Origin of the sequence: Pseudomonas sp. NFX1, from assembly GCF_051123555.1 — a bacterium.
GTDB lineage: Bacteria > Pseudomonadota > Gammaproteobacteria > Pseudomonadales > Pseudomonadaceae > Aquipseudomonas > Aquipseudomonas capeferrum.
In genome coordinates this window covers 5,017,073-5,038,665 of sequence record NZ_CP169366.1, presented here as the reverse complement: position 1 = coordinate 5,038,665, position 21,593 = coordinate 5,017,073, and the positions used below count along the sequence as shown (strand labels likewise).

The 21,593-nt window shown below is 63.3% G+C and carries 11 protein-coding genes; 9 read left to right on the top strand and 2 right to left on the bottom strand.

What is annotated here, in order from left to right; all coding sequences use genetic code 11:
• Positions 1-67: 67 nt before the first annotated feature.
• The 3 genes from DJ563_RS22685 (at position 68) to DJ563_RS22675 (ending at position 3,557) form a co-directional block, all read left to right on the top strand.
• On the top strand, positions 68-1,372 hold the full coding sequence (locus DJ563_RS22685; RefSeq protein ID WP_434518372.1) for a murein hydrolase activator EnvC family protein: 1,305 nt from the start codon (positions 68-70) through the stop codon (positions 1,370-1,372).
• A gap of 92 nt (positions 1,373-1,464) precedes the next feature.
• Positions 1,465-2,781: a S41 family peptidase gene (locus tag DJ563_RS22680; protein ID WP_033701976.1), complete on the top strand. Its 1,317-nt coding sequence runs from the start codon at positions 1,465-1,467 to the stop codon at positions 2,779-2,781.
• A gap of 8 nt (positions 2,782-2,789) precedes the next feature.
• A complete protein-coding gene (locus DJ563_RS22675) occupies positions 2,790-3,557 on the top strand; it encodes a divergent polysaccharide deacetylase family protein (RefSeq protein WP_434518371.1) in 768 nt (255 codons plus the stop codon).
• A gap of 5 nt (positions 3,558-3,562) precedes the next feature.
• Here the strand turns inward: DJ563_RS22675 and DJ563_RS22670 are convergent, their stop codons facing one another.
• The gene (locus DJ563_RS22670) at positions 3,563-8,236 is read right to left on the bottom strand and encodes a dermonecrotic toxin domain-containing protein (RefSeq protein ID WP_434518370.1); all 4,674 of its coding nucleotides are present in this window, start codon (positions 8,234-8,236) and stop codon (positions 3,563-3,565) included.
• A 122-nt stretch (positions 8,237-8,358) separates the two neighbouring features.
• Complete coding sequence (locus DJ563_RS22665) at positions 8,359-10,362, bottom strand: BCCT family transporter (protein WP_033701979.1); 2,004 nt, start codon at positions 10,360-10,362, stop codon at positions 8,359-8,361.
• A gap of 420 nt (positions 10,363-10,782) precedes the next feature.
• On the opposite strand from DJ563_RS22665, the gene betI reads away from it, so the two are divergent.
• The 6 genes from betI to selO all read left to right on the top strand — a co-directional run bounded on the left by betI (position 10,783) and on the right by selO (position 21,592).
• Positions 10,783-11,439, top strand: coding sequence for a transcriptional regulator BetI (gene betI / locus DJ563_RS22660; RefSeq protein WP_033701981.1), 657 nt, complete (start codon positions 10,783-10,785; stop codon positions 11,437-11,439).
• Positions 11,440-11,477: 38 nt separating this feature from the next.
• The gene (gene betB, locus DJ563_RS22655; protein WP_274097735.1) at positions 11,478-12,950 is read left to right on the top strand and encodes a betaine-aldehyde dehydrogenase; all 1,473 of its coding nucleotides are present in this window, start codon (positions 11,478-11,480) and stop codon (positions 12,948-12,950) included.
• Between the two features lie 157 nt (positions 12,951-13,107).
• The gene (gene betA, locus DJ563_RS22650; protein WP_274097734.1) at positions 13,108-14,799 is read left to right on the top strand and encodes a choline dehydrogenase; all 1,692 of its coding nucleotides are present in this window, start codon (positions 13,108-13,110) and stop codon (positions 14,797-14,799) included.
• Between the two features lie 189 nt (positions 14,800-14,988).
• Positions 14,989-16,731: a potassium/proton antiporter gene (locus tag DJ563_RS22645; RefSeq protein WP_434518369.1), complete on the top strand. Its 1,743-nt coding sequence runs from the start codon at positions 14,989-14,991 to the stop codon at positions 16,729-16,731.
• Between the two features lie 37 nt (positions 16,732-16,768).
• Entirely contained in the window at positions 16,769-20,086 is a 3,318-nt protein-coding gene (gene mscK / locus DJ563_RS22640) for a mechanosensitive channel MscK (RefSeq protein ID WP_274097732.1), read from the top strand.
• 45 nt (positions 20,087-20,131) lie between these two features.
• Positions 20,132-21,592, top strand: coding sequence for a protein adenylyltransferase SelO (gene selO / locus DJ563_RS22635; protein ID WP_434518368.1), 1,461 nt, complete (start codon positions 20,132-20,134; stop codon positions 21,590-21,592).
• The last annotated feature ends 1 nt before the right edge of the window (position 21,593 follow it).

The following is a 21,593-nucleotide window of genomic DNA, read 5'->3' as shown; positions in this document are numbered from 1 at the left end:
AGGCGTTTTTTTTGCAGGCCCGCGCGGGCATACTAGGCCAGTCTCCATCCCTGGTACGCCCAACCCCATGCTTCGCGCCCTGATCCTACTCGCCCTGTCTTGCCTGCTCAGCCCGGCGTTCGCCGATGAGCGTGCGCAGACCCAGCAACAACTGGACGCCACCCGCCAGGACATCGCCGAGCTCAAAAAGATGCTGGGCAAGCTCCAGGAAGAGAAGTCGGGCGTGCAGAAAGACCTCAAGTCCACCGAGACCGACATCGGCGATCTCGAAAAGCAGGTGGAGGCACTGCAACAAGAACTAAAAAAGACCGAGGGCGAGCTGGAGCGCCTTGAAACCGAGAAAAAAAAACTCCAGAGCGCCCGCGTTGAACAACAGCGACTGATCGCCATCCAGGCCCGTTCCGCCTACCAGAACGGCCGCGAGGAATACCTCAAGCTGCTGCTCAACCAGCAGAACCCCGAGAAATTCGCCCGCACCCTTACCTATTACGATTACTTGAGCAAGGCGCGCCTGGAACAACTGCGCACCTTCAACGAGACCCTGCGCCAACTGGCCAATGTCGAACAGGACATCGGCCGCCAGCAAGCGCAGCTGCTGGCCCAGCGCGGCGACCTCGACAGCCGCCGCCAGGCGCTCGAAACCGAACGCAGCAAGCGCCAGCAAGTACTGGCCAAGCTCAACAGCGACATGAAAGACCGCGACCAGAAGCTGCAGGCCCGCGAGCAGGACCAGGCCGACCTTGGCAAAGTCCTCAAGACCATCGAGGAAACCCTGGCGCGCCAAGCCCGTGAAGCCGAGGAAGCGCGCAAGAAAGCCCTGCTGGCCCAGCAGGAGGCGGAAAAACGCCGCCAGCAGGAAGCCCTGGCCGCCGCCGCTGCACGCAATGACGCCCGCGAGGCCGCAGAGCCGCCGAAAAAAGCCCGCACCACCCTTGGCCCGATAGTGTCCAGCGATGGCGCAAACTACGGCGGCGCATTTTCTGCTGCGCGGGGAAAACTTCCGTGGCCCGTCAATGGTCGATTGCTGGCACGCTTCGGCGATGCACGCGGCAGTGACGCCCGCGCCAAATGGGACGGGGTGATGATCAGCGCCAACCCAGGCACTCAAGTACGCGCCGTACACGGCGGCCGCGTGGTGTTTGCCGACTGGTTGCGCGGTGCTGGACTTCTGGTCATTCTCGACCATGGTAATGGTTACCTGAGCCTGTACGGTCACAACCAGAGCCTGCTCAAGAGCGCCGGCGACATCGTCAAGGCCGGCGACGCCATTTCCACCGTGGGTGACAGCGGTGGCCAGGACAGCGCAGGCTTGTACTTCGCCATCCGCCAGCAGGGCCGGCCTACCGACCCTTCGCAGTGGTGCAGAGGTTAGGGTTGCAACCCAGTTCACCTTTTTACGGCGTAGCCTGAATGCTGCGCCGATGCTCCTCAAGGAGCGCCAACAGGATCAGGAGTTCGTTCGACATGCTGCACTCGCCTCGTCTCACCCAGCTGGCCCTGTCCATCGCCCTGGCGGTCGGTGCGCCCCTGGCCACTGCCGCAGAGCCGGCCAAGCCAGCCGCGGTGCCGGCCACCGAGGTGACGGCCAAGGCGCCGCTGCCACTGGAGGAGCTGCGCACCTTCGCCGAGGTCATGGACCGCATCAAGGCTGCCTATGTGGAGCCTGTGGACGACAAGACCCTGCTGGAAAACGCCATCAAGGGCATGCTCAGTAACCTGGACCCGCACTCGGCCTACCTTGGCCCCGAAGACTTCCAGGAGCTGCAAGAGAGCACCAGCGGCGAATTCGGTGGCCTGGGCATAGAAGTTGGCCAGGAAGACGGCTTCATCAAGGTGGTCTCGCCCATCGATGACACCCCAGCTTCGCGGGCCGGTGTGCAGGCCGGTGACCTGATCGTCAAGATCAACGGCGCACCGACCCGGGGCCAGACCATGACCGAAGCGGTCGACAAGATGCGCGGCAAGATCGGCGAGAAGATCACCCTGACTCTGGTACGTGACGGCGGCAACCCGTTCGACGTGACCCTCGCCCGCGCAGTGATCCAGGTCAAGAGCGTCAAGAGCCAACTGCTGGAAAACGACTACGGCTACATCCGTATCACCCAGTTCCAGGTCAAGACCGGTGACGAAGTGGGCAAGGCCCTGGCCAAGCTGCGCAAGGACAACGGCAAGAAACTGCGCGGCGTGGTGCTCGACCTGCGCAACAACCCCGGCGGCGTGCTGCAGTCGGCGGTAGAAGTGGCCGACCACTTCCTGACCAAGGGCCTGATCGTCTACACCAAGGGCCGTATCGCCAACTCCGAACTGCGCTTCTCCGCCGACCCGGCCGATGCCAGTGAAGGTGTACCGCTGGTGGTGCTGATCAACGGCGGCAGTGCTTCGGCTTCGGAAATCGTCGCCGGCGCCCTGCAAGACCAGAAACGGGCGGTGCTCATGGGTACCGACAGCTTCGGCAAAGGCTCGGTGCAAACCGTGCTGCCGCTGGCCAACGACCGCGCCCTGAAGCTCACCACCGCACTGTATTACACCCCTAACGGCCGTTCGATCCAGGCCCAGGGCATCGTGCCCGACATCGAGGTGCGCCCGGCCAAGCTCACCGCCGAGGTCGACACCGACAACTTCAAGGAAGCCGACCTGCAAGGTCACCTGGGCAACGGCAACGGCGGCGCCGACCGCCCAACCGGCAGCAGCAAGCGCAAGGAACGCCCGCAAGATGATGACTTCCAGCTGAGCCAGGCGCTGAGCCTGCTCAAGGGCCTGAACATCACCTCGGGCAAATGATCCAGCCGATGCGCTATCTGCTGTGTCTGCTGTTCTGTGTGTTGGCTGGCGTCGCCCAAGCGGCGCCGACCAACAAAGCCTACATGAGCATCATCATCGACGACCTGGGCCAAAGCAGCGAACGCGACAACCGCACGCTTGCCCTGCCCGGCCCGGTCACGATGGCGATCATGCCCGACACCCCGCACGCTACTGACTTCGCCCGCCAGGCGCACAAGGCCGGCAAGACGGTGATCCTGCACATGCCCATGGACCCTGCCACCGGCCCTTACGCCTGGCACCCCGGCCTGCCGCTGCCCGAACTGGCCAGCCGCCTGGATGCGGCCCTGGCCAAGGTGCCCTACGCCGCTGGCATCAACAACCACATGGGCAGCCGAATGACGGCCCAGCGGGACCCGATGACCTGGCTGATGGGTGAACTGCAACGGCGGCATCTGTTCTTCGTCGATAGCCGTACCAGTGCAGCCACGGTGGCAGCGGCCCAGGCGCAGGCCGTTGGCCTGGCGCACGTTTCGCGTGATGTATTCCTCGATGACGAGCGCACCGTCGAGGCAATCGACCGCCAGTTGCGCCAGGGGGTTGAGCTTGCCCGGCGGCAAGGCTCCGCCGTGTTGATCGGCCACCCCTACCCGCAGACACTGCAGGTGCTGGAACGCGAACTGCCCCGGCTGAAGGCAGAAGGCATCGTGCTGATCGGCCTTGCGCAGATGATCGCCGAGCGTGGCAACCAGGCCATGCCTGCCCACGGCAAGCATGGCCGTTACAGCAACCGCTGAGCCCCTCAGTCGAACGGGATGATGCCGCTCGCCTGCTCCAAGGTCAGCTTGCCGCGGTGTACACGAATGCTCGCGGCAGCTTCTTCACGGCCACTCAAGCGGCGCTGGCTCCACGTTTTCAGGTGGCCCTGGGTGAACTCCCGGGCAAGCGCATCAGCCGAGCGCATATGGAAATGCGCCACCCACAATGGCCGCCCCGAGTTTGCTCCAGGTTGCGCCAGACGCATGATCTTGTACTCGTCGAAGGTACTGCCATTGCTCATGACCTGCCTGGGGCTGACATACTCCACCTTGAGCAAGCGTTGCTCATGCAAGAACTGCAATGCTTCAGCGCTGGGGTAGTGTGTATTGGTGTAAAGCGTGGTCAGCTTGAGGTTCTTCTCCGCTCGAAGCCGGTCCGAGGCCGCTTCCAGGCTTTTTATCAAGGCGGGGTTTGCGCCCTCCTCACCCAGCGATGTCGCCTCGCGGCCAAGCTTGTCAATCTGGTGCTCAAACAGCCGTGCCAGCCGAAGGCCCTTCAGGTCGTTGTCGATATACGCTTGCGCCTTGAGGCTCAGCTCGTCGTTTTCATCGAGCAAGGTCTGCACGCGCATGGCCGTATCAGCGGGCTCTGCCTGCGGTTCGAGCAGAACCTCCTCAGTCACACGCTCGCGCCACTGGCCATGCTCCCAGTCGAAAACGGCCAGTACGACGCCGCTGAAAGGTTCACGCACCTCAAGCACTTTTTGCCCGTCGTCATCGCGCTCGGTACCGATGAGTGTCTGCCCCTCGGCGTTTCGTACCGCCCGTTGCGGCTCGCTCGAAACAAAGTAGGCCGCCCGCTTCGGCGGCACGTTTGCGCCTTCCTGTTCTTTGATGGCCTCGACCAGGCGACGACCGGCATCCAGCTTCAGTTTTTCCAGCTGGGTACGATAACGGTCGACCATCGAGACTTCGACCAGCGCCCCGCCATCACTGCGGATGCGTGCGCTGTTGACCAGCGCCTCGGCGTACTCGTCCCACGCTTCCTGAAGGATGACAACGCGGTCTTCCACCGGCAGGTTGGCGAAATCGAGCTCGCCATGAGCGCCGGCCGCATTGCGCAAGGCGGCCCCCGCAAACTCCTCCCTGAACCGGGCGACTTTGCGCTGGCTGGTGGTGACGTCCAGGTGCAGCGCCAGGTCCGCCAGGTTCATCGCGTGATGGAAACGGAACTGCACTGTGCTGAATTTGCGCAGGGCAATGAGTGAGTCAACGGTGCGACTGTGCATTTCAATGGGACTGCTGATTACCAGATCGCCAGGCGCACCCGGCAACAGCTCGTCCAGGCGCTCGTAGGCGGCGAGTATGCGGTCTTGAAGACCCACTACATATTCGAGTTTACGACGCAATGCTCGATAGGGCTCGAGCACCTGCACCAGCGGCTGCCCATCGAGCCTGGCTTGCATGCGATCCAGCCCAGGGTAATCCGCCAGGTTCCACAACTCATTGAGGATGAAATCGCTGTTACGGATCTGATTGATCAGAACAGTGCGCCGCTGCTCTGAAATGACCTCTTCCCAACCGCTCCGAGCGCTGGCGAACTTGGGCTCGAACAGGGTTTCAAGAATACTTTGTATAGCTTTGTCACTTTGAACAGCCTCTTCGAGGTACCCGACCGCCTCTTGGCGCTTAGTGACGATTTGCGCCTCCCACTCAGCGATACGCACAGCGTACTGCCCGATGAGAGCATGGGAAGCTTCCCGCTCACCGTCACTGACAGCGGCGTCCACCCTGGCCTGTGCCCTTGCGCGCAAGGTCTTGAGCTGGGTGACTTTGTGTTGCAGCTCCGTGATTTCAGTTCCAACCGTTCCAAACTGCGCCGTCGCACTGTTCACCTTGCCATTGAGGCTGTCGGCAGACTCCCTCAGTTTATCAAAGCGCTGGGCCAGTTGCGCCCGCGTGCCGCCCCGCCTCATTCCGCCAACCAGGCGTAACGCAGTATCCACTCGCCAAACACCCAGCGTGCAGGCCAGCCATGGCCCATACCCGCCTTTAGAGTCGATCACTCGCACACCGTCCGGGCCCACTTCAACGGGGTAAGCATCGCCCCCCATGGCCGCGTAGAGTCTCCCTTGGACTCGATACAAACCTTCAGTATCGCCACTTGCCTGCAAGTTCGACTCATCCAGTGCAGTGTCCACCCGCATGGCCCGCAGCGCCTGCCGCTGCGCAGGCGGTAGCCAGTTGAACCCGTGGTTGCCGCGCCAGCTCAAGTCAAGCTGACGCTTAGGCAGCGCTGCCAGCGCGCCAATCGCCGCTTCTACTTCAGTGGCAGGCGCCACCGACACTTCGGCAAATGCCCCGCGTTGCGCGGCAGGGCCTTCGAACTGGTCTGCGCCGGGGGGCTGCCCGGCCACACCAAGCTGCAGGCTGGGTTGCCGCGCATGCAGCAACACCATCCCCAGGTTCAGCAGCAAGTCAGCGATGGCGGCGGAGCGGTCGAATTCCCCACCCTGCTCGAGGGCCAGCAGGTCGTTTTCCAGCGACGTCAGCAGTTGTACCAGCCACGCCACGCTGGCCACCGGGCCGCGCAGCGCCAGGGTGGCCAGGTCAAACAGCAGCCAAGCGCCCTGGCACAGGGTTTGCCAACGGCGCTCTGCATTGGAGGTGGATTGCATGTCCGCCAGCTCGACGAGCAGGTCGCGGTTGGCGTTGTAGAGTTTGTCGTCGATATCGCTGACCCACAGCTGCGGATCGATGACGGGTGGCTCAGGCTTCTCAGGCAGGCTGAAAGGGTCCGGCCCCAGACTCGTGACATGCGGTTCGCGGAACCCACCATGGTCATAGATAGAGCGAACCTGGGGGTCCAGCCAATCCAGAATGCTCACTTGCAACAAGGGGGACTGTTGGATGTGCTCCAGCAACGCCGCCAGGCTTGCGTATTCCCGCAGCGTGTCCTGCCTGTACAAAGGGCGATAGAACAGCACCCGCGACGGCTCGACGCAGAACAGCACATACATGCCACGCACGTTGTCATGTTGCCCGGAGTGAGGCTGGCGCCTGAATGCCAGCGGCATCAGCGCCATGCGAGGAGTTTGCGGGTCGACATGGCCGGCGCAGAAATCAACCACACACTGCAAGCCGGCATCCGTGAGCTTGCCTTCAAGCTTGCTGGTCAGCGCGCTGAACCGCAGGGCGCTGCGCCATTCCCGGCCAAATCGCCTGACGCGCTGTGCCCGCTGCAGCGGGTCGTCCAGTTGGCGGGCAACGTACGCCGGGTAATTGCCACCGATATCGATCTGCCTCACCAACTGATTGACTGCGTCGGCATCCAGCCAGGCAGGGACGTCTGCACCGTTGGCGCACCGGATACGCAGCACCGAGGCACCCCTGAGTGCACCGAGGTTGCCCATGGCGAATTCGGTTAGGGTCTTCTCGCCTTCGCGTACCAACGGCTCGCCGCCCCCTGTGCCCGTTCCGGCGCCACCCGGTACCCCACGGGCCACGAAGAACTGCAACATCAGATCGTCCGGGGATGTGTCATCGGCGTAGGCCAGGCGCATCTGCTCGCTCAGCCGCTGACGGGTGTAGTCGGCCAGGCCCTGGATGCCATCCAAGGCTGGGATACTCTCAGCGTCGAGCTGGTCGAGCGCGAGCTGCAGCAAGCCTGCGTGATAAGCCATGCTGTCATCACCGTCGCTCAGCGACAGGCCAGGCGGAAGCTCGACCGCCGGGGTATCGTTGGGGTAACGGTCGAACCACTGTGCGGGGTCGCTCATCTGAGCAAACAGCCGCTCAAGTGCCGCGACATCGGCCAACTGCCCATAGCGCACCCTGTCGACCTGAGTGAACAGCGTCTCGAGCAGCAGCCCGACTTGCTGAGCGAATACATTGCCCTCGACCGGGTAGCGTTGCCATGACAGGCCATCGAAGCTGTAGCGCTGTGCAAGCTCGTCACGCAGGACCAGGGCGAACGCGGCCAAGGATGGAAAACCTCGCACATTGCCAGAAGGGGCGCACCACAACACGACCTGCCGTTCGTCCCATTCGCCGGTGATCAGCAGATGGCACAGCGTCTCATCCCAATGCCCGGAGCCCGTCGTCAGCCGGGTTTGCACGAAGCTCACCGCCGGTTGGTCACGACCGCCCCGTATCAGGCCACGGATGCAGGCTTGCTCTTGCGCATCCAGGCCTTGCAACGGCAGGCCGCGCAGCACAGCTGTTTTCAACAGCAACTGCAGCCACTGATCACGGCTTGCACCGCTGCTGCCCTGGCTGCGCCAATAGTCGAGCTGCGCCTGGCAAAAGTGCTGCGGCAGTTGTTCGATCAGGTCATTGATCGGGCCCGTCAAGCCACTGAGCTGCCGGGTGTCGAACGCGCTGTCGGAACCGGCGAACCGGTACGGATCGACCAAACCGAGGTTATGGTGGCGCCCATCGACAGGCTCCAGGTCGACCGAGTTGGTCTGGAGCATGGCCTGCAGCACCCTGTCGACCAGCGGCTCAGTGGACCAGTAAGGTGTGGAAGGGTCAGGGCTGTCCAACATCAGCGCGTCGGCAGACGGCAAGGTAGGCTCGACGAGTGCCAGCCATGGCAGCTCACTCAGCAACAGCGCGAGCAGTTGCTCGCTGACGACCTGACGCAGGGTTGGACGGTCGCCGAACTGCAGGGCAGCGGCGCGTTTGAAATCGAATGTCGAAGTGTCGGAACTGGACATGCCCAGGGCCTCCTGGTGGATGGACCAGAAGCCTTGCGCGAACGCCTGCGGTGGCGGTGCTACTTATTGCATGCACAAAGGCAACAGGCCCTGCTTATCGGGCAGGGCCTGTTGCAACCGCATCAGCTGTACACACGCCCCAACAACTGGCGGTGGCTTTCGAACTGGTCCAGCACATCACGCACGATCTGTTCCGGGACAAAGCCCATCAGGTCGTACTCCTGGCTGCCATCATGCAGGTAGACCTCGGCGCGGTAGAAGCGCTGGCGTACTTCCGGCTCACCCTCGACCGGGGCCTCGCTCGGCGCGGCCATGTAGCCGTCCAGGCTTACTTCGTAGACGAAGGGGTTGCCCTCTTCCATCATCACCCGCAGGCCCATGGTGTTGCGCGACTGGCCAACCCGGGACTCCACTTCGAAGCCCAGGGTACGCAGCTGTTCGGCCGCTTCTTTCAAGGCCGGGCTGACCTGCTTGTCCATGAAGCGTTGCACCACCGCCTGGGTTGGCTGCAGGTCCAGCTGGGTCAGCCGCTCGCTGAAGCCGCGGCGGCCACGGGCGGCCAGTTGGGCGCGCTCCTGCTCGACGGCGACGTCCTGCTTCATGGCCTTGTACAAGCCGAACATGAACAGCACCAGCACCACCGAGAACGGCAGGCCGGCCAGCACCACCATGGTCTGCATGGCTTCGAAGTTGCCGGCGAACAGCAGGCCGATGGTGACCAGGGTGATGATCACCGACCAGAACACCACCATCCAGTGCGGGGCGTCTTCATCGACCTTGCCGCCTTTGCATGAAAGGTTGGCCATCATCACCGCGCCGGAGTCGGCCGGGGTGAGGAACAGTACGAAGCCGACGAATACCGCAACGCCGATGACGATCTTGGCCGCCGGGAAGTATTCCAGCAGCTGGTAGATCGACATCGACGGCTGTTCAAGGGCCGTCTTGCCCAGTTCCACGGCGCCCTGGTTGATCACCAGGTCCAGCGCGGTGTTGCCGAAGATCGACAGCCAGGCCAAGGTGAAGCCCAACGGGATCAGCAGCACGCCGCTGACCAGCTGGCGCACGGTGCGGCCCTTGGAGATACGGGCAATGAACATACCGACGAACGGGCCCCAGGAAATCCACCAGGCCCAGTAGAACACGGTCCACAGACCCAGCCAGCGCTCGGACTTGCCTGCCTCGCCTTCGTAGACGTACAGGTCGAAGGTCTTCAGCACGATGCCGTTGAGGTAGTCGCCGACGTTCTGCACGAAGCCGTTGAGCAGGTGCAGGGTCTCGCCACCCAGCAGCACGAAGATCAGCAAGCCGCTGAACAGCATGATGTTCAGGTTGGACAGCCGACGGATGCCGTTCTCCACGCCCGACACTGCCGCCACGGTGGCAACGCCGGCCATCACCAGGATCACCATCAGCAGGTTGGTCTGGCTGTGCTCCATGCCGAACAGGTACTCCAGGCCCGAAGAGACCTGCATCGAACCGATACCCAGGTTGGTCACCAGGCCCAGCAAGGTGACGAACATGCCGAAGATGTCTACGGCATTGCCGGCAGCGCCCTTTACCCAACGCTCGCCGACCAGCGGGTACAGCGCCGAGCGCAGTGCCAGTGGCTGGTTGTGGCGGTAGGCGAAGTAGCCCACGGCCAGGCCGACCAGGGCGTAGATCGCCCAGCCGTGCAGGCCCCAATGCAGGAAGGTCAGCTGCAGGCCCTGGCGCGCGGCCTCGAGGCTGGCAGGGGTGCCTTCTGGCGGGTTGAAGTAGTGGTCCAGGGGCTCGGAGGCGCCGAAGTACAGCAGCGAAATACCGATACCGGACGAAAACAGCATGCCGGCCCAGGCGCCGTAGCTGAAGTCGGGCTGGTCATCCTTGCCGCCAAGCTTGAGCTTGCCGTAGTCGGAGAACGCCAGGTAGACGACGAACAGCAGGTAACCGCAGATCACCAGCATGTAGTACCAGCCGAACGTGCGCGTCAGCCACTTCTGGGCCACGCCCAACACTTGGCCTGCGGTTTCGGGTACAGCGATAAGCAAGGCAGTCAACGCAAGGATCAGCAGCGCCGAGGTGTAGAACACCACGCTGTTGACCCGGACCCTCTCGGCGGGGGGTTTGGTAAGGGAGGCAGAACTCATTGCACGAATGCTCCGGGCAGTACGGCTATGGAGGCTAATCAGTGTTTTCCCGAGCAATTGGTGGAATACCCCCACTGCGTCAGGTGTTATAAAAGCACCCTGGAAACCGTGATCCCGAATCGAATCGTTGCAAAAAAAACAGACTCAGGCCCGCTCCAAGGGCCCTGCGCCCAGCCTTTGACCGCTCGGCAGAATCTGCATTTCGCATCGCTCATGCCCGTCAACGCCTTGTATTCCGGGGGTTACACGATTTCCTGGGGTGTCGATTCGTGCTGTCTTGCTGCCCTTGAAGGGTGTCAATGGCACAAATTGTCGCAGAGCTTATTCTTTATTGATTGAACGTTCAATCAAAACAAAATAGACTGGCCTTCGCCGAGTCAGCCGCCCGTCGTCTGCTCGCAGGCCTGAGGAGATAGCAAGATGCCCAAGGTCGGTATGCAACCCATCCGCCGCCAGCAGTTGATCGAAGCCACCTTGTTGGCGGTCGATCAGGTCGGACTGGGTGACGCCAGCATTGCGCTGATTGCCCGGTTGGCCGGGGTGTCGAACGGCATCATCAGTCACTACTTTCGGGACAAGAACGGCCTGATCGCAGCGACGATGGGTTACATCATGAGCATGCTCAACGAAGGCGTTGCAGCACGGCGCCAGGCACTGACGGACGACAGCCCGCGTGCCCACCTGAAAGTGATCATCGAAGGTAACTTCGATGCCAGCCAGGTGAACGGCCCGGCAATGAAAACCTGGTTGGCCTTCTGGGCTTCCAGCATGCACCAGCCCGACTTGCACAGGTTGCAGCGGATCAACGATCACCGCTTGTATTCCAACCTCTGCTGTCAGTTCCGCCGCGTCCTGCCGCTTTACCATGCGCGCAAGGCAGCCCGCGGGCTGGCGGCCCTGATCGACGGCCTGTGGCTGCGGGGCGCGCTGTCGGGAGATGCTTTCGACACCGACCAGGCGATACGAATCGCTTACGAATACATGGATCTACAACTGGCTAAACAGCAGACCCTGGGCACAATTGACCAGGCCTCTGAACAACCGCGCACGGCGATTGCCAAACAGGCAGGCGCGTGACGCAGTAGCCAACCACACACTGCACTTGCGAGGACACTATGGCCCGTTTCGGAACGCAAAAACTCTACATTGATGGCGGTTATGTCGACGCTGGCAGCGATGCCACCTTCGAAGCCATCAACCCGGCTACTGGCGAAGTCCTCGCCCATGTGCAGCGCGCCACTCAGGCCGACGTCGAAAAAGCCGTCGAAAGCGCCGAACGCGGCCAGAAAGTCTGGGCAGCGATGACCGCCATGCAGCGCTCGCGCATCCTGCGCCGCGCCGTCGACATCCTGCGCGAGCGCAACGATGAGCTGGCCCAGCTGGAAACCCTGGACACCGGCAAGTCGTACTCCGAAACCCGTTACGTCGACATCGTCACCGGCGCCGACGTGCTGGAGTACTACGCAGGCCTGGTTCCAGCCATCGAAGGCGAGCAGATCCCGCTGCGTGAAAGCTCCTTCGTCTATACCCGCCGCGAGCCGCTGGGTGTGACCGTGGGTATCGGCGCCTGGAACTACCCGATCCAGATCGCCCTGTGGAAGTCCGCGCCAGCCCTGGCCGCCGGCAACGCGATGATCTTCAAGCCTTCGGAAGTCACCTCGCTGACCACCCTGAAACTGGCCGAGATCTATACCGCAGCTGGCCTGCCTGACGGCGTGTTCAACGTCCTGACCGGCAGCGGCCGTGAAGTCGGCACCTGGCTGACCGAGCACCCGCGCATCGAAAAAGTTTCCTTCACCGGCGGCACCACCACCGGCAAGAAAGTCATGGCCAGCGCCTCGAGCTCGTCGCTCAAGGAAGTCACCATGGAACTGGGCGGCAAGTCGCCGCTGATCATCTGCGCCGACGCCGACCTGGACAAGGCCGCCGACATCGCCATGATGGCCAACTTCTACAGCTCCGGCCAGGTGTGCACCAACGGCACCCGCGTGTTCATCCCTGCCCCGATGAAAGCCGCCTTCGAAGCCAAGATCGCCGAGCGCGTTGCCCGCATCCGTGTGGGTAACCCGGAAGACGAAAACACCAACTTCGGCCCGCTGGTCAGCTTCCAGCACATGGAAAGCGTGCTGGGCTACATCGCCAAAGGTAAAGAGCAAGGTGCCCGCGTGCTGTGTGGCGGTGAGCGTCTGACCGAGGGTGATTTCGCCAAGGGCGCCTTCGTCGCCCCGACCGTGTTCACCGACTGCACCGACGACATGACCATCGTCAAGGAAGAAATCTTCGGCCCAGTGATGAGCATCCTCAGCTACGAGACCGAAGAAGAAGTCATCCGCCGCGCCAACGACACCGAATACGGCCTGGCCGCTGGCGTGTGCACCAACGACATCACCCGTGCCCACCGCATCATCCACAAGCTCGAAGCCGGCATCTGCTGGATCAACGCCTGGGGCGAATCGCCGGCCGAAATGCCGGTCGGTGGCTACAAGCAGTCGGGCGTTGGCCGTGAAAACGGCGTCAGCTCGCTGGCTCAATACACTCGCATCAAGTCGGTCCAGGTCGAGCTGGGCGGCTACTCGTCGGTCTTCTGACCGACAGCTGCAAGTCGCTAGCTACAAGCTGCAAGAAAGAGCCGGTCGGCGTCACGCCACCGGCCCTTGCAGATCCCATCCATTCGCAAGCTTCGCGCAACTGCCTTTTCTTGCAGCTTGTAGCTAAAAGCTTGCCGCTGCATTTCGGAGAAATGCTATGGAATTCGATTACATCATCGTCGGCGCAGGTTCGGCCGGTAACACCCTGGCCACGCGCCTGACCGAAGACGCCAGCGTCACCGTGCTGCTGCTCGAAGCCGGTGGCCCCGACTACCGCTTCGACTTCCGCACCCAGATGCCAGCCGCCCTGGCGTTCCCGCTGCAGGGCCGTCGCTACAACTGGGCCTACGAGACCGACCCGGAGCCGCACATGGACGGCCGCCGCATGGAATGTGGCCGCGGCAAGGGCCTGGGTGGCTCCTCGCTGATCAACGGCATGTGCTACATCCGCGGCAACGCCATGGACTTCGACGGCTGGGCTGAACTGCCAGGCCTTGAGGACTGGACGTACCTGGATTGCCTGCCGTACTTCCGCAAGGCAGAAACTCGCGATATCGGCCCTAACGACTACCACGGCGGCGAAGGCCCGGTCAGCGTCGCCACGCCCAAGGCCGGCAACAACCCGCTGTTCCACGCCATGGTCGAGGCCGGCGTGCAGGCCGGTTACCCGCGTACCGAAGACCTCAACGGCTACCAGCAGGAAGGCTTCGGCCCGATGGACCGTTCGGTGACCAAGAACGGCCGCCGTTCCAGCACCGCCCGCGGCTACCTGGACCAGGCCAAGAAGCGCCCGAACCTGACCATCGTCACGCACGCCCTGAGCGACCGCATCCTGTTCGACGGCAAGCGCGCCGTTGGCGTGACCTACCTGGTCGGCGACAGCGAAGAGCGCGTCGAAGCCCGCGCCCGCAAGGAAGTCATCGTCAGCTCCGGCGCCATCGCCTCGCCGCAACTGCTGCAGCGCTCTGGCGTCGGCCCGCGCGCCCTGCTGGAAAGCCTCGACATCCCGGTGGTGCACGACCTGCCGGGCGTCGGCGAAAACCTGCAGGACCACCTTGAGCTGTACCTGCAGTACGCCTGCACCCAACCGGTGTCGCTGTACCCGTCGCTGCTGTGGTGGAACCAGCCGGCCATTGGTGCCGAGTGGCTGTTCAACGGCACCGGCATCGGCGCCAGCAACCAGTTCGAGGCCGGCGGTTTCATCCGTACCCGTCCTGAGTTCGAATGGCCGAACATCCAGTACCACTTCCTGCCGGTAGCGATCAATTACAACGGCTCCAACGGCGTCAAGGAACATGGCTTCCAGGCGCACATGGGTTCGATGCGTTCGCCAAGCCGTGGCCGCATTCAGGCCAAGTCGAAAGACCCACGCCAGCACCCGAGCATCCTGTTCAACTACATGGCCACCGAGCAGGACTGGCAGGAGTTCCGTGACGGCATCCGCCTGACCCGCGAAATCATGGCCCAGCCGGCGCTGGACCCATACCGTGGTCGCGAGATCAGCCCGGGCGCGCACGTGCAGACGGACGAAGAGCTGGACACGTTCATCCGCGAGCACGCCGAAACCGCCTTCCACCCGTCCTGCTCGTGCAAGATGGGCACCGACGACATGGCGGTGGTCGATGGCGAAGGCCGCGTGCATGGCATGCAGGGCCTGCGTGTGGTCGATGCGTCGATCATGCCGATCATCATCACCGGCAACCTCAACGCCACCACGATCATGATCGCCGAGAAAATCTCGGACAAGATCCGCAACCGCAAGCCATTGGCGCGCAGCACTGCCAAGTACTACGTGGCTAACGGTGCGCCGGTCAAAGGCAAGCCGATGCGTGAAGTGAAGCAGGGCTGACCTGCACTGGCCCCGCGAAGAGGCCCACCCTGGCAGTACAAGAAAAGGCACCCACCGCGGTGCCTTTTCTACATCTGCAGAAACGCTTTACATGCTGCCAATTCATCAGGTTAGAATCGATTGGCACGCGACCTGCTAGTTGATCAACGCTATCGAGTCTTCTTCCCCGCGTTTCCCGGAGTACTGCCTTTGGATGCCAGCACCATCAACAGCCTGTTTCTGATCGGCGCTTTGCTGGTGGGTGCAAGTATCCTGGTCAGTTCACTGTCGTCACGCCTGGGTATCCCTATTCTGGTCATCATCCTCGCCGTCGGCATGGTCGCAGGCGTGGACGGTGGCGGCATCATCTTCAACAACTACCCGACCGCGTACCTGGTGGGCAACCTGGCCCTGGCGGTGATCCTGCTCGACGGCGGCTTGCGCACGCGTGTGGCCAGTTTCCGCGTGGCATTGTGGCCGGCCTTGTCGCTGGCCACCGTCGGCGTGATGATCACCACCGCCCTCACCGGCCTGGTCGCGGCCTGGCTGTTCGACCTGAGCCTGATCCAGGGTCTGTTGATCGGCGCCATCGTCGGCTCCACCGACGCCGCAGCAGTGTTCTCGCTGCTGGGCGGCAAAGGGCTGAACGAACGGGTCACGGCCACGCTGGAGATCGAGTCGGGCAGCAACGACCCGATGGCGGTGTTCCTCACCGTCACCCTGATCGACATGATCGCCAGCGGCCAGACCGGCCTGCACTGGAGCCTGCTGGGCCACCTGCTGCGCGAGTTCGGTATCGGCGGCCTGCTGGGCCTGGGCGGCGGCTGGCTGATGCTGCAGTTGGTCAACCGCATCAACCTGGCCGGCGGCTTGTACCCGATTCTGGTCGTGGCCGGCGGCCTGGTGGTGTTCTCGCTGACCAACGCCCTGCATGGCAGCGGCTTCCTTGCCGTGTACCTGTGCGGCCTGGTGCTGGGCAACAAGCCGATCCGCAGCCGCCATGGCATCCTGCACATGCTCGACGGCATGGCGTGGCTGGCGCAGATCGGCATGTTCCTGGTGCTGGGCCTGCTGGTCACGCCCCACGACCTGCTGCCCATTGCCTTGCCAGCCCTGGGCCTGGCCCTGTGGATGATCCTGATCGCCCGGCCGTTGTCGGTGGTTGCCGCACTGCTGCCGTTCAAGGCCTTCCACGGTCGCGAAAAGGGCTTCATTTCCTGGGTCGGCCTGCGCGGTGCGGTACCGATCATTCTGGCGGTGTTCCCGCTGATGGCCGGGCTGCCGGATGCGCAGTTGTTCTTCAACCTGGCGTTCTTCATCGTGCTGGTGTCACTGCTGGTGCAGGGCACCAGCCTGCCGTGGATGGCCAAGCTGCTGAAGGTCACTGTACCGCCAGACCCGGCGCCCATCTCACGCTCTGCGCTGGAAGTGCACATCACCAGCGAGTGGGAGCTGTTCGTCTACCGCCTGGGGGCGGAAAAATGGTGCATCGGCGCCGCCCTGCGCGAGCTGAAGATGCCTGAGGGCACCCGTATCGCCGCGCTGTTCCGTGGCGAGCAACTGCTGCACCCATCGGGCAGTACCGTGCTGGAAGTCGGCGACATGCTTTGCGTGATCGGCCACGAACATAACCTGCCCGCGCTGGGCAAGCTGTTCAGCCAGGCGCCGCAACGTGGCCTGGACCTGCGCTTCTTCGGCGACTTCGTGCTTGAAGGCGATGCCGAACTGGGTGCCGTGGCGGCGCTTTACGGCCTGAAACTCGACGGCCTGGACGCGAAAATGCCGCTGGCGCAGTTCATCCGACAGAAGGTCGGAGGCGCTCCAGTAGTAGGCGACCAGGTCGAATGGCATGGCACGATCTGGACCGTGGCGACCATGGACGGGAACAATGTGCAGAAAGTGGGCGTCAGATTCCCCGAAGGAACGCGACCCGGACCAGGATTGTTCCTCTAAACTGCGATTCTGCCCTGATCCACAATGTAGTCTGCCTATGTCCCTGCGCGTGTACCTTCGCACAGCCCTGCTGGGGTTGTGCCTGTCCTTCTCGTTCGCGGCCACCGCGAACGCTGCGGCCGAAGCGCCGACCACTGCCAGCATCCAGCACAGCCTCGACAAGATTGCCGAGCGCAAGCTGCCCGAGGCCGATCAAAAGGCCCTGCAGCAGGTGCTGGAGCAAACCCTGAGCCTGCTTGCCAACAAGGAAGACAGCGAGAAGAAGCTGGCCGCGCTCAAGCAGCAGCTGGCCAGCGCGCCGAAAGAAACCAGCGACAGCCAGAAAGAACTGGCCAGGCTCAAGGACAGCAAGCCGCAACCGGTCGCCCAGCGCTACGCTACCCTGACGGTGCCGCAGCTGGAGCAACTGCTCAGCGAGCGCAGCACCCTGCAGGGTGAGCTGCAAAAGGCGCTGTCCGAAGCCAACAGCCTGATCATCAATTCCCAGACCCGCCCGGAGCGCGCGCAGGCCGAGATCAGCAACGGCCAGGCCCGCACCCAGCAGATCAACAACAACCTCAAGTCGGGCAAGGACAACGGCAAGGCGCTCAACGCCGACCAACGCAACCAGCTCAACGCCGAGCTGGCCTCGCTCAACGCGTTGACCCTGCTGCGCCGTCAGGAGCTGGCCGGCAACAGCCTGCTGCAAGACCTTGGCAGTGCCCGTCACGACCTGCTGATCGAGCGCGCGGCGCGCCTGGAGCAGGAGATCCAGGACCTGCAAACGCTGATCAACGACAAGCGCCTGGCCCAGTCCCAGGAGGCCGTCACCCAGCAGTCGATCGAAGCCCAGAAGGCCGGCGGCAGCAGCCTGCTGGCCAGCGAAAGCACGATCAACCTCAAGCTTTCCGACTACCTGCTCAAAAGCACCGATCGCCTCAACGAACTGACCCAGCAGAACCTGCGCACCAAGCAGCAGCTCGACAGCCTGACCCAGGCCGACCAGGCGCTGGATGAGCAGATCAACGTGCTCAAGGGCAGCCTGCTGCTGTCCAAGATCCTCTACAAGCAGAAGCAGACCCTGCCGCACCTGAAGGTCGACCGCGACCTGGCCGATCAGATCGCCGACACCCGCCTGTACCAGTTCGAGATCAACCAGCAACGCGAGCAGATGAGCAGCCCGGTCACCTACGTCGACAAGCTGCTGGCCAACCAACCGCCGGAAGACGTCACCCCGCCACTGCGCAAAGCGCTGTTGGAAGTGGCGATCACCCGCAGCGACCTGCTGGAGCGCCTCAACCGCGAACTCTCGGCCCTGCTCAACGAATCGATTACCCTGCAGCTCAACCAGAAGCAACTGCTGGGCACCGCCCAGGGCCTGCGCACCACCCTCGACGAGCAGATGTTCTGGATCCCCAGCAACAAGCCGCTGGACTGGGACTGGCTGCGCTACGTCCCTGAGCGGTTCGCCGACCAGGTCGCCAGCCTGCCCTGGGGCTCGGGCATCAAGGAACTGGCCGACGGCCTCAGCCAGCGGCCGTTGCTGTTCCTGCCGCTGCTGCTGGTGATCGGCGGCTTGCTGTGGCGGCGCAAGTACCTGTATCAACGGCTCGGCAAGGTGCATCAGGACATCGGCCACTTCCGCCGGGATAGCCAGTGGCACACGCCCCAGGCGATCCTGATCAATATTCTGCTGGCGATGCCGGTGAGCCTGGGCCTGGCGCTGTGCAGCTATGCCCTGCAGATCGACGCCCGCGGGCAGAATGCCAACCTGGGCGCCGCGCTCTGGCAACTGGCCCAGGCCTGGCTGGTGTTCTACACCGCCTACCGCATTCTGGCGCCTGGCGGCGTGGCGGAAATTCACTTCCGCTGGCACAAGCCCCAGGTCGAGTTCCTGCGCGGCTGGGTGCGCAGGCTGGGTACCGTGGTGCTGGCGCTGGTAGGCGTGGTGGCGGTGGCCGAGCATCAACCTTCGGCGCTGGCTGATGACGTGCTCGGCATCGGCGTAGTGCTGACCTGCTACGCGCTGATGGCCTGGCTGCTCAGCCGCCTGCTGCTGAGCAGCCCGGCGCATCGCGACACCTCGCTGTTCCGCCGGGCGGTCGGGGTGGCGTTCACGGCCCTGCCCATCGCCTTGTTCGTAGCGGTGTGCTTCGGTTACTACTACACCGCCCTCAAGCTCACCGACCGACTGATCTACACCCTCTACCTGCTGATGTTCTGGCTGGTGATCGAGGCCGCCTTTGTCCGTGGCCTGTCTGTGGCCGCGCGGCGCCTGGCCTACCAGCGCGCCCTGAGCAAACGTGCAGCGGCCAAGGAAGGGCTGGATGGCGAAGTCATCACCGAAGAGCCGACGCTGGACATCGAACAGGTCAACCAGCAGTCGCTGCGCCTTATCCGCCTGGCCTTGCTCGGCGGCTTCATCGCCGGCCTGTACTGGGTATGGTCGGACCTGATCTCGGTGTTCGCCTACCTCAACAACTTCACCTTGTACGAATACACCAGCGGCACCGGCGCGGCCGCCAGCATGGTGCCGATCAGCCTCGGCGACCTGCTTGGCGCGCTGGTGATCGTCGGCATCACCTTCGCCCTGGCCGGCAACTTGCCAGGCTTGCTGGAGGTGCTGGTGCTGTCGCGCCTGAACCTTGCCCAGGGCAGTGCCTACGCCACCACCACGCTGCTGTCGTACACCATCGTCGGTATCGGCATCGTCAGCACCCTGTCGACCCTGGGGGTCAGCTGGGACAAGCTGCAATGGCTGGTGGCGGCGCTGTCGGTCGGCCTGGGCTTCGGCATGCAGGAGATCTTCGCCAACTTCATCTCCGGCATCATGATCCTGTTCGAGCGCCCGGTGCGTATCGGCGACACCATCACCATCGGCAACCTGTCCGGCACGGTGAGCAAGATCCGCATCCGCGCCACCACCATCACCGACTTCGACCGCAAGGACATCATCGTCCCCAACAAGACCTTCATCACCGGCCAGTTGATCAACTGGTCGCTGACCGACACGGTTACCCGGGTGACGCTGAAACTGGGCATCGACTACGGCTCCGACCTGGACCTGGTGCGCGACCTGCTGCTCAAGGGCGCCCACGAGAACCCAAGGGTGCTAAAGGACCCGGAGCCGATCGTGTACTTCCTGAACTTCGGCGAAAGCTCGCTGGACCACGAGTTGCGCATGCACGTGCGTGACCTGGGGGATCGCAACCCGACCCTGGACGAGATCAACCGCTACATCAACCGCGAGTTCAAGGCGCACAACATCAAGATCTCGGTGCGCCAGGTCGAGGTGTTCCTGATGGACACGAAGGGCGGCAAGCAGCAGCTGGTGCCCGTGGAACAGCCGAAATCGGATGGCACTGCGCAGGCCTGAGTGGGCTCGAATGCTTTATTCTGTGCTGAACCCCAGGAGCAGCCCGTGAAAGCCCTCGACCAACTCACCTTCGACAACCGCTTCGCCCCCCTGGGCGATGCGTTCTCTACCCAGGTCCTGCCCGAGCCCATCGCAGACCCACGCCTGGTGGTGGCAAGCGCGTCGGCCATGGCCCTGCTCGACCTGGACCCAGCCCAGGCCGACTCGCCCTTGTTCGCCGAGGTGTTCAGCGGCCAGAAACTCTGGGAAGAGGCCGACCCACGCGCGATGGTCTACTCCGGCCACCAGTTCGGCTCCTACAACCCGCGCCTGGGCGATGGCCGCGGCCTGCTGCTGGCCGAGGTGCTCAACGAGGCGGGCGAGCACTGGGACCTGCACCTCAAGGGCGCCGGCCAGACGCCGTATTCGCGGATGGGCGACGGCCGTGCCGTGCTTCGCTCGTCGATCCGCGAGTTTCTTGCCTCCGAAGCCCTGTATGCCTTGGGCATCCCGACCAGCCGGGCGCTGTGCGTGATCGGCTCCAGCACCCCGGTCTGGCGCGAAACCCAAGAGAGCGCCGCCATGCTCACCCGCCTGGCGCAGAGCCACGTGCGCTTCGGCCATTTCGAATACTTCTACTACACCAAGCAGCCGGAACAGCAGCGCGTGCTGATCGACCATGTGCTGGAACAGCACTACCCCGAATGCCGCGAGGCCGAACAGCCCTACCTGGCCATGTTCCGCACCATCGTCGAGCGCAACGCCGAGCTGATCGCCCGCTGGCAAGCCTATGGGTTCTGCCACGGGGTGATGAACACTGACAACATGTCGATCCTGGGCATCACCTTCGATTTCGGCCCCTATGCCTTCCTCGACGACTTCGACGCCAACTTCATCTGTAACCATTCCGATGATCGCGGCCGTTACAGCTACAGCAACCAGGTGCCGATTGCCCACTGGAACCTCAGTGCGCTGGCCCAGGCCCTGACCACGGTGATCGAGGTGGAACCGCTGAAGGAAGCGCTGGGGCTGTTCCTGCCGTTGTACCAGGCGCATTACCTGGACCTCATGCGCCGCCGCCTGGGGCTGACCAGCGCCGAAGACGAAGACCTGGCGTTGGTCGAGCGCCTGCTGCAGTGCATGCAAAAGGGGGGCGTGGATTACACCCTGTTCTTCCGCAAGTTGGGCGATCAGCCAGTGGCCGAGGCACTGCAGGTGGTGCGTGACGATTTCATCGACCTGGCGGGTTTTGATGCCTGGGGCGTGGATTACCTGGCCCGTTGTCAGCGCGAGGCAGGCAATGAACAAGGGCGCTGTGAGCGCATGCATGCGGTGAACCCGCTGTATGTGCTGCGCAACTACCTGGCGCAGAAGGCCATCGAAGCAGCCGAAGCAGGTGACTACAGTGAGGTGCGGCGGCTGCATCAGGTACTGAGCCGGCCGTTCGACGAGCAGGCCGGGATGCAGGCCTATGCCCAGCGGCCGCCTGAGTGGGGCAAGCATCTGGAGATCAGCTGTTCTTCGTGAT

Bases quoted from the DNA above. Each gene is read 5' to 3' on its own strand.
- DJ563_RS22685 (WP_434518372.1), top strand. From the start codon at position 68: ATGCTTCGCGCCCTGATCCTACTCGCCCTGTCTTGCCTGCTCAGCCCG.
- DJ563_RS22680 (WP_033701976.1), top strand. From the start codon at position 1,465: ATGCTGCACTCGCCTCGTCTCACCCAGCTGGCCCTGTCCATCGCCCTG.
- DJ563_RS22675 (WP_434518371.1), top strand. From the start codon at position 2,790: ATGCGCTATCTGCTGTGTCTGCTGTTCTGTGTGTTGGCTGGCGTCGCC.
- DJ563_RS22670 (WP_434518370.1), bottom strand. From the start codon at position 8,236: ATGTCCAGTTCCGACACTTCGACATTCGATTTCAAACGCGCCGCTGCC.
- DJ563_RS22665 (WP_033701979.1), bottom strand. From the start codon at position 10,362: ATGAGTTCTGCCTCCCTTACCAAACCCCCCGCCGAGAGGGTCCGGGTC.
- betI (WP_033701981.1), top strand. From the start codon at position 10,783: ATGCCCAAGGTCGGTATGCAACCCATCCGCCGCCAGCAGTTGATCGAA.
- betB (WP_274097735.1), top strand. From the start codon at position 11,478: ATGGCCCGTTTCGGAACGCAAAAACTCTACATTGATGGCGGTTATGTC.
- betA (WP_274097734.1), top strand. From the start codon at position 13,108: ATGGAATTCGATTACATCATCGTCGGCGCAGGTTCGGCCGGTAACACC.
- mscK (WP_274097732.1), top strand. From the start codon at position 16,769: ATGTCCCTGCGCGTGTACCTTCGCACAGCCCTGCTGGGGTTGTGCCTG.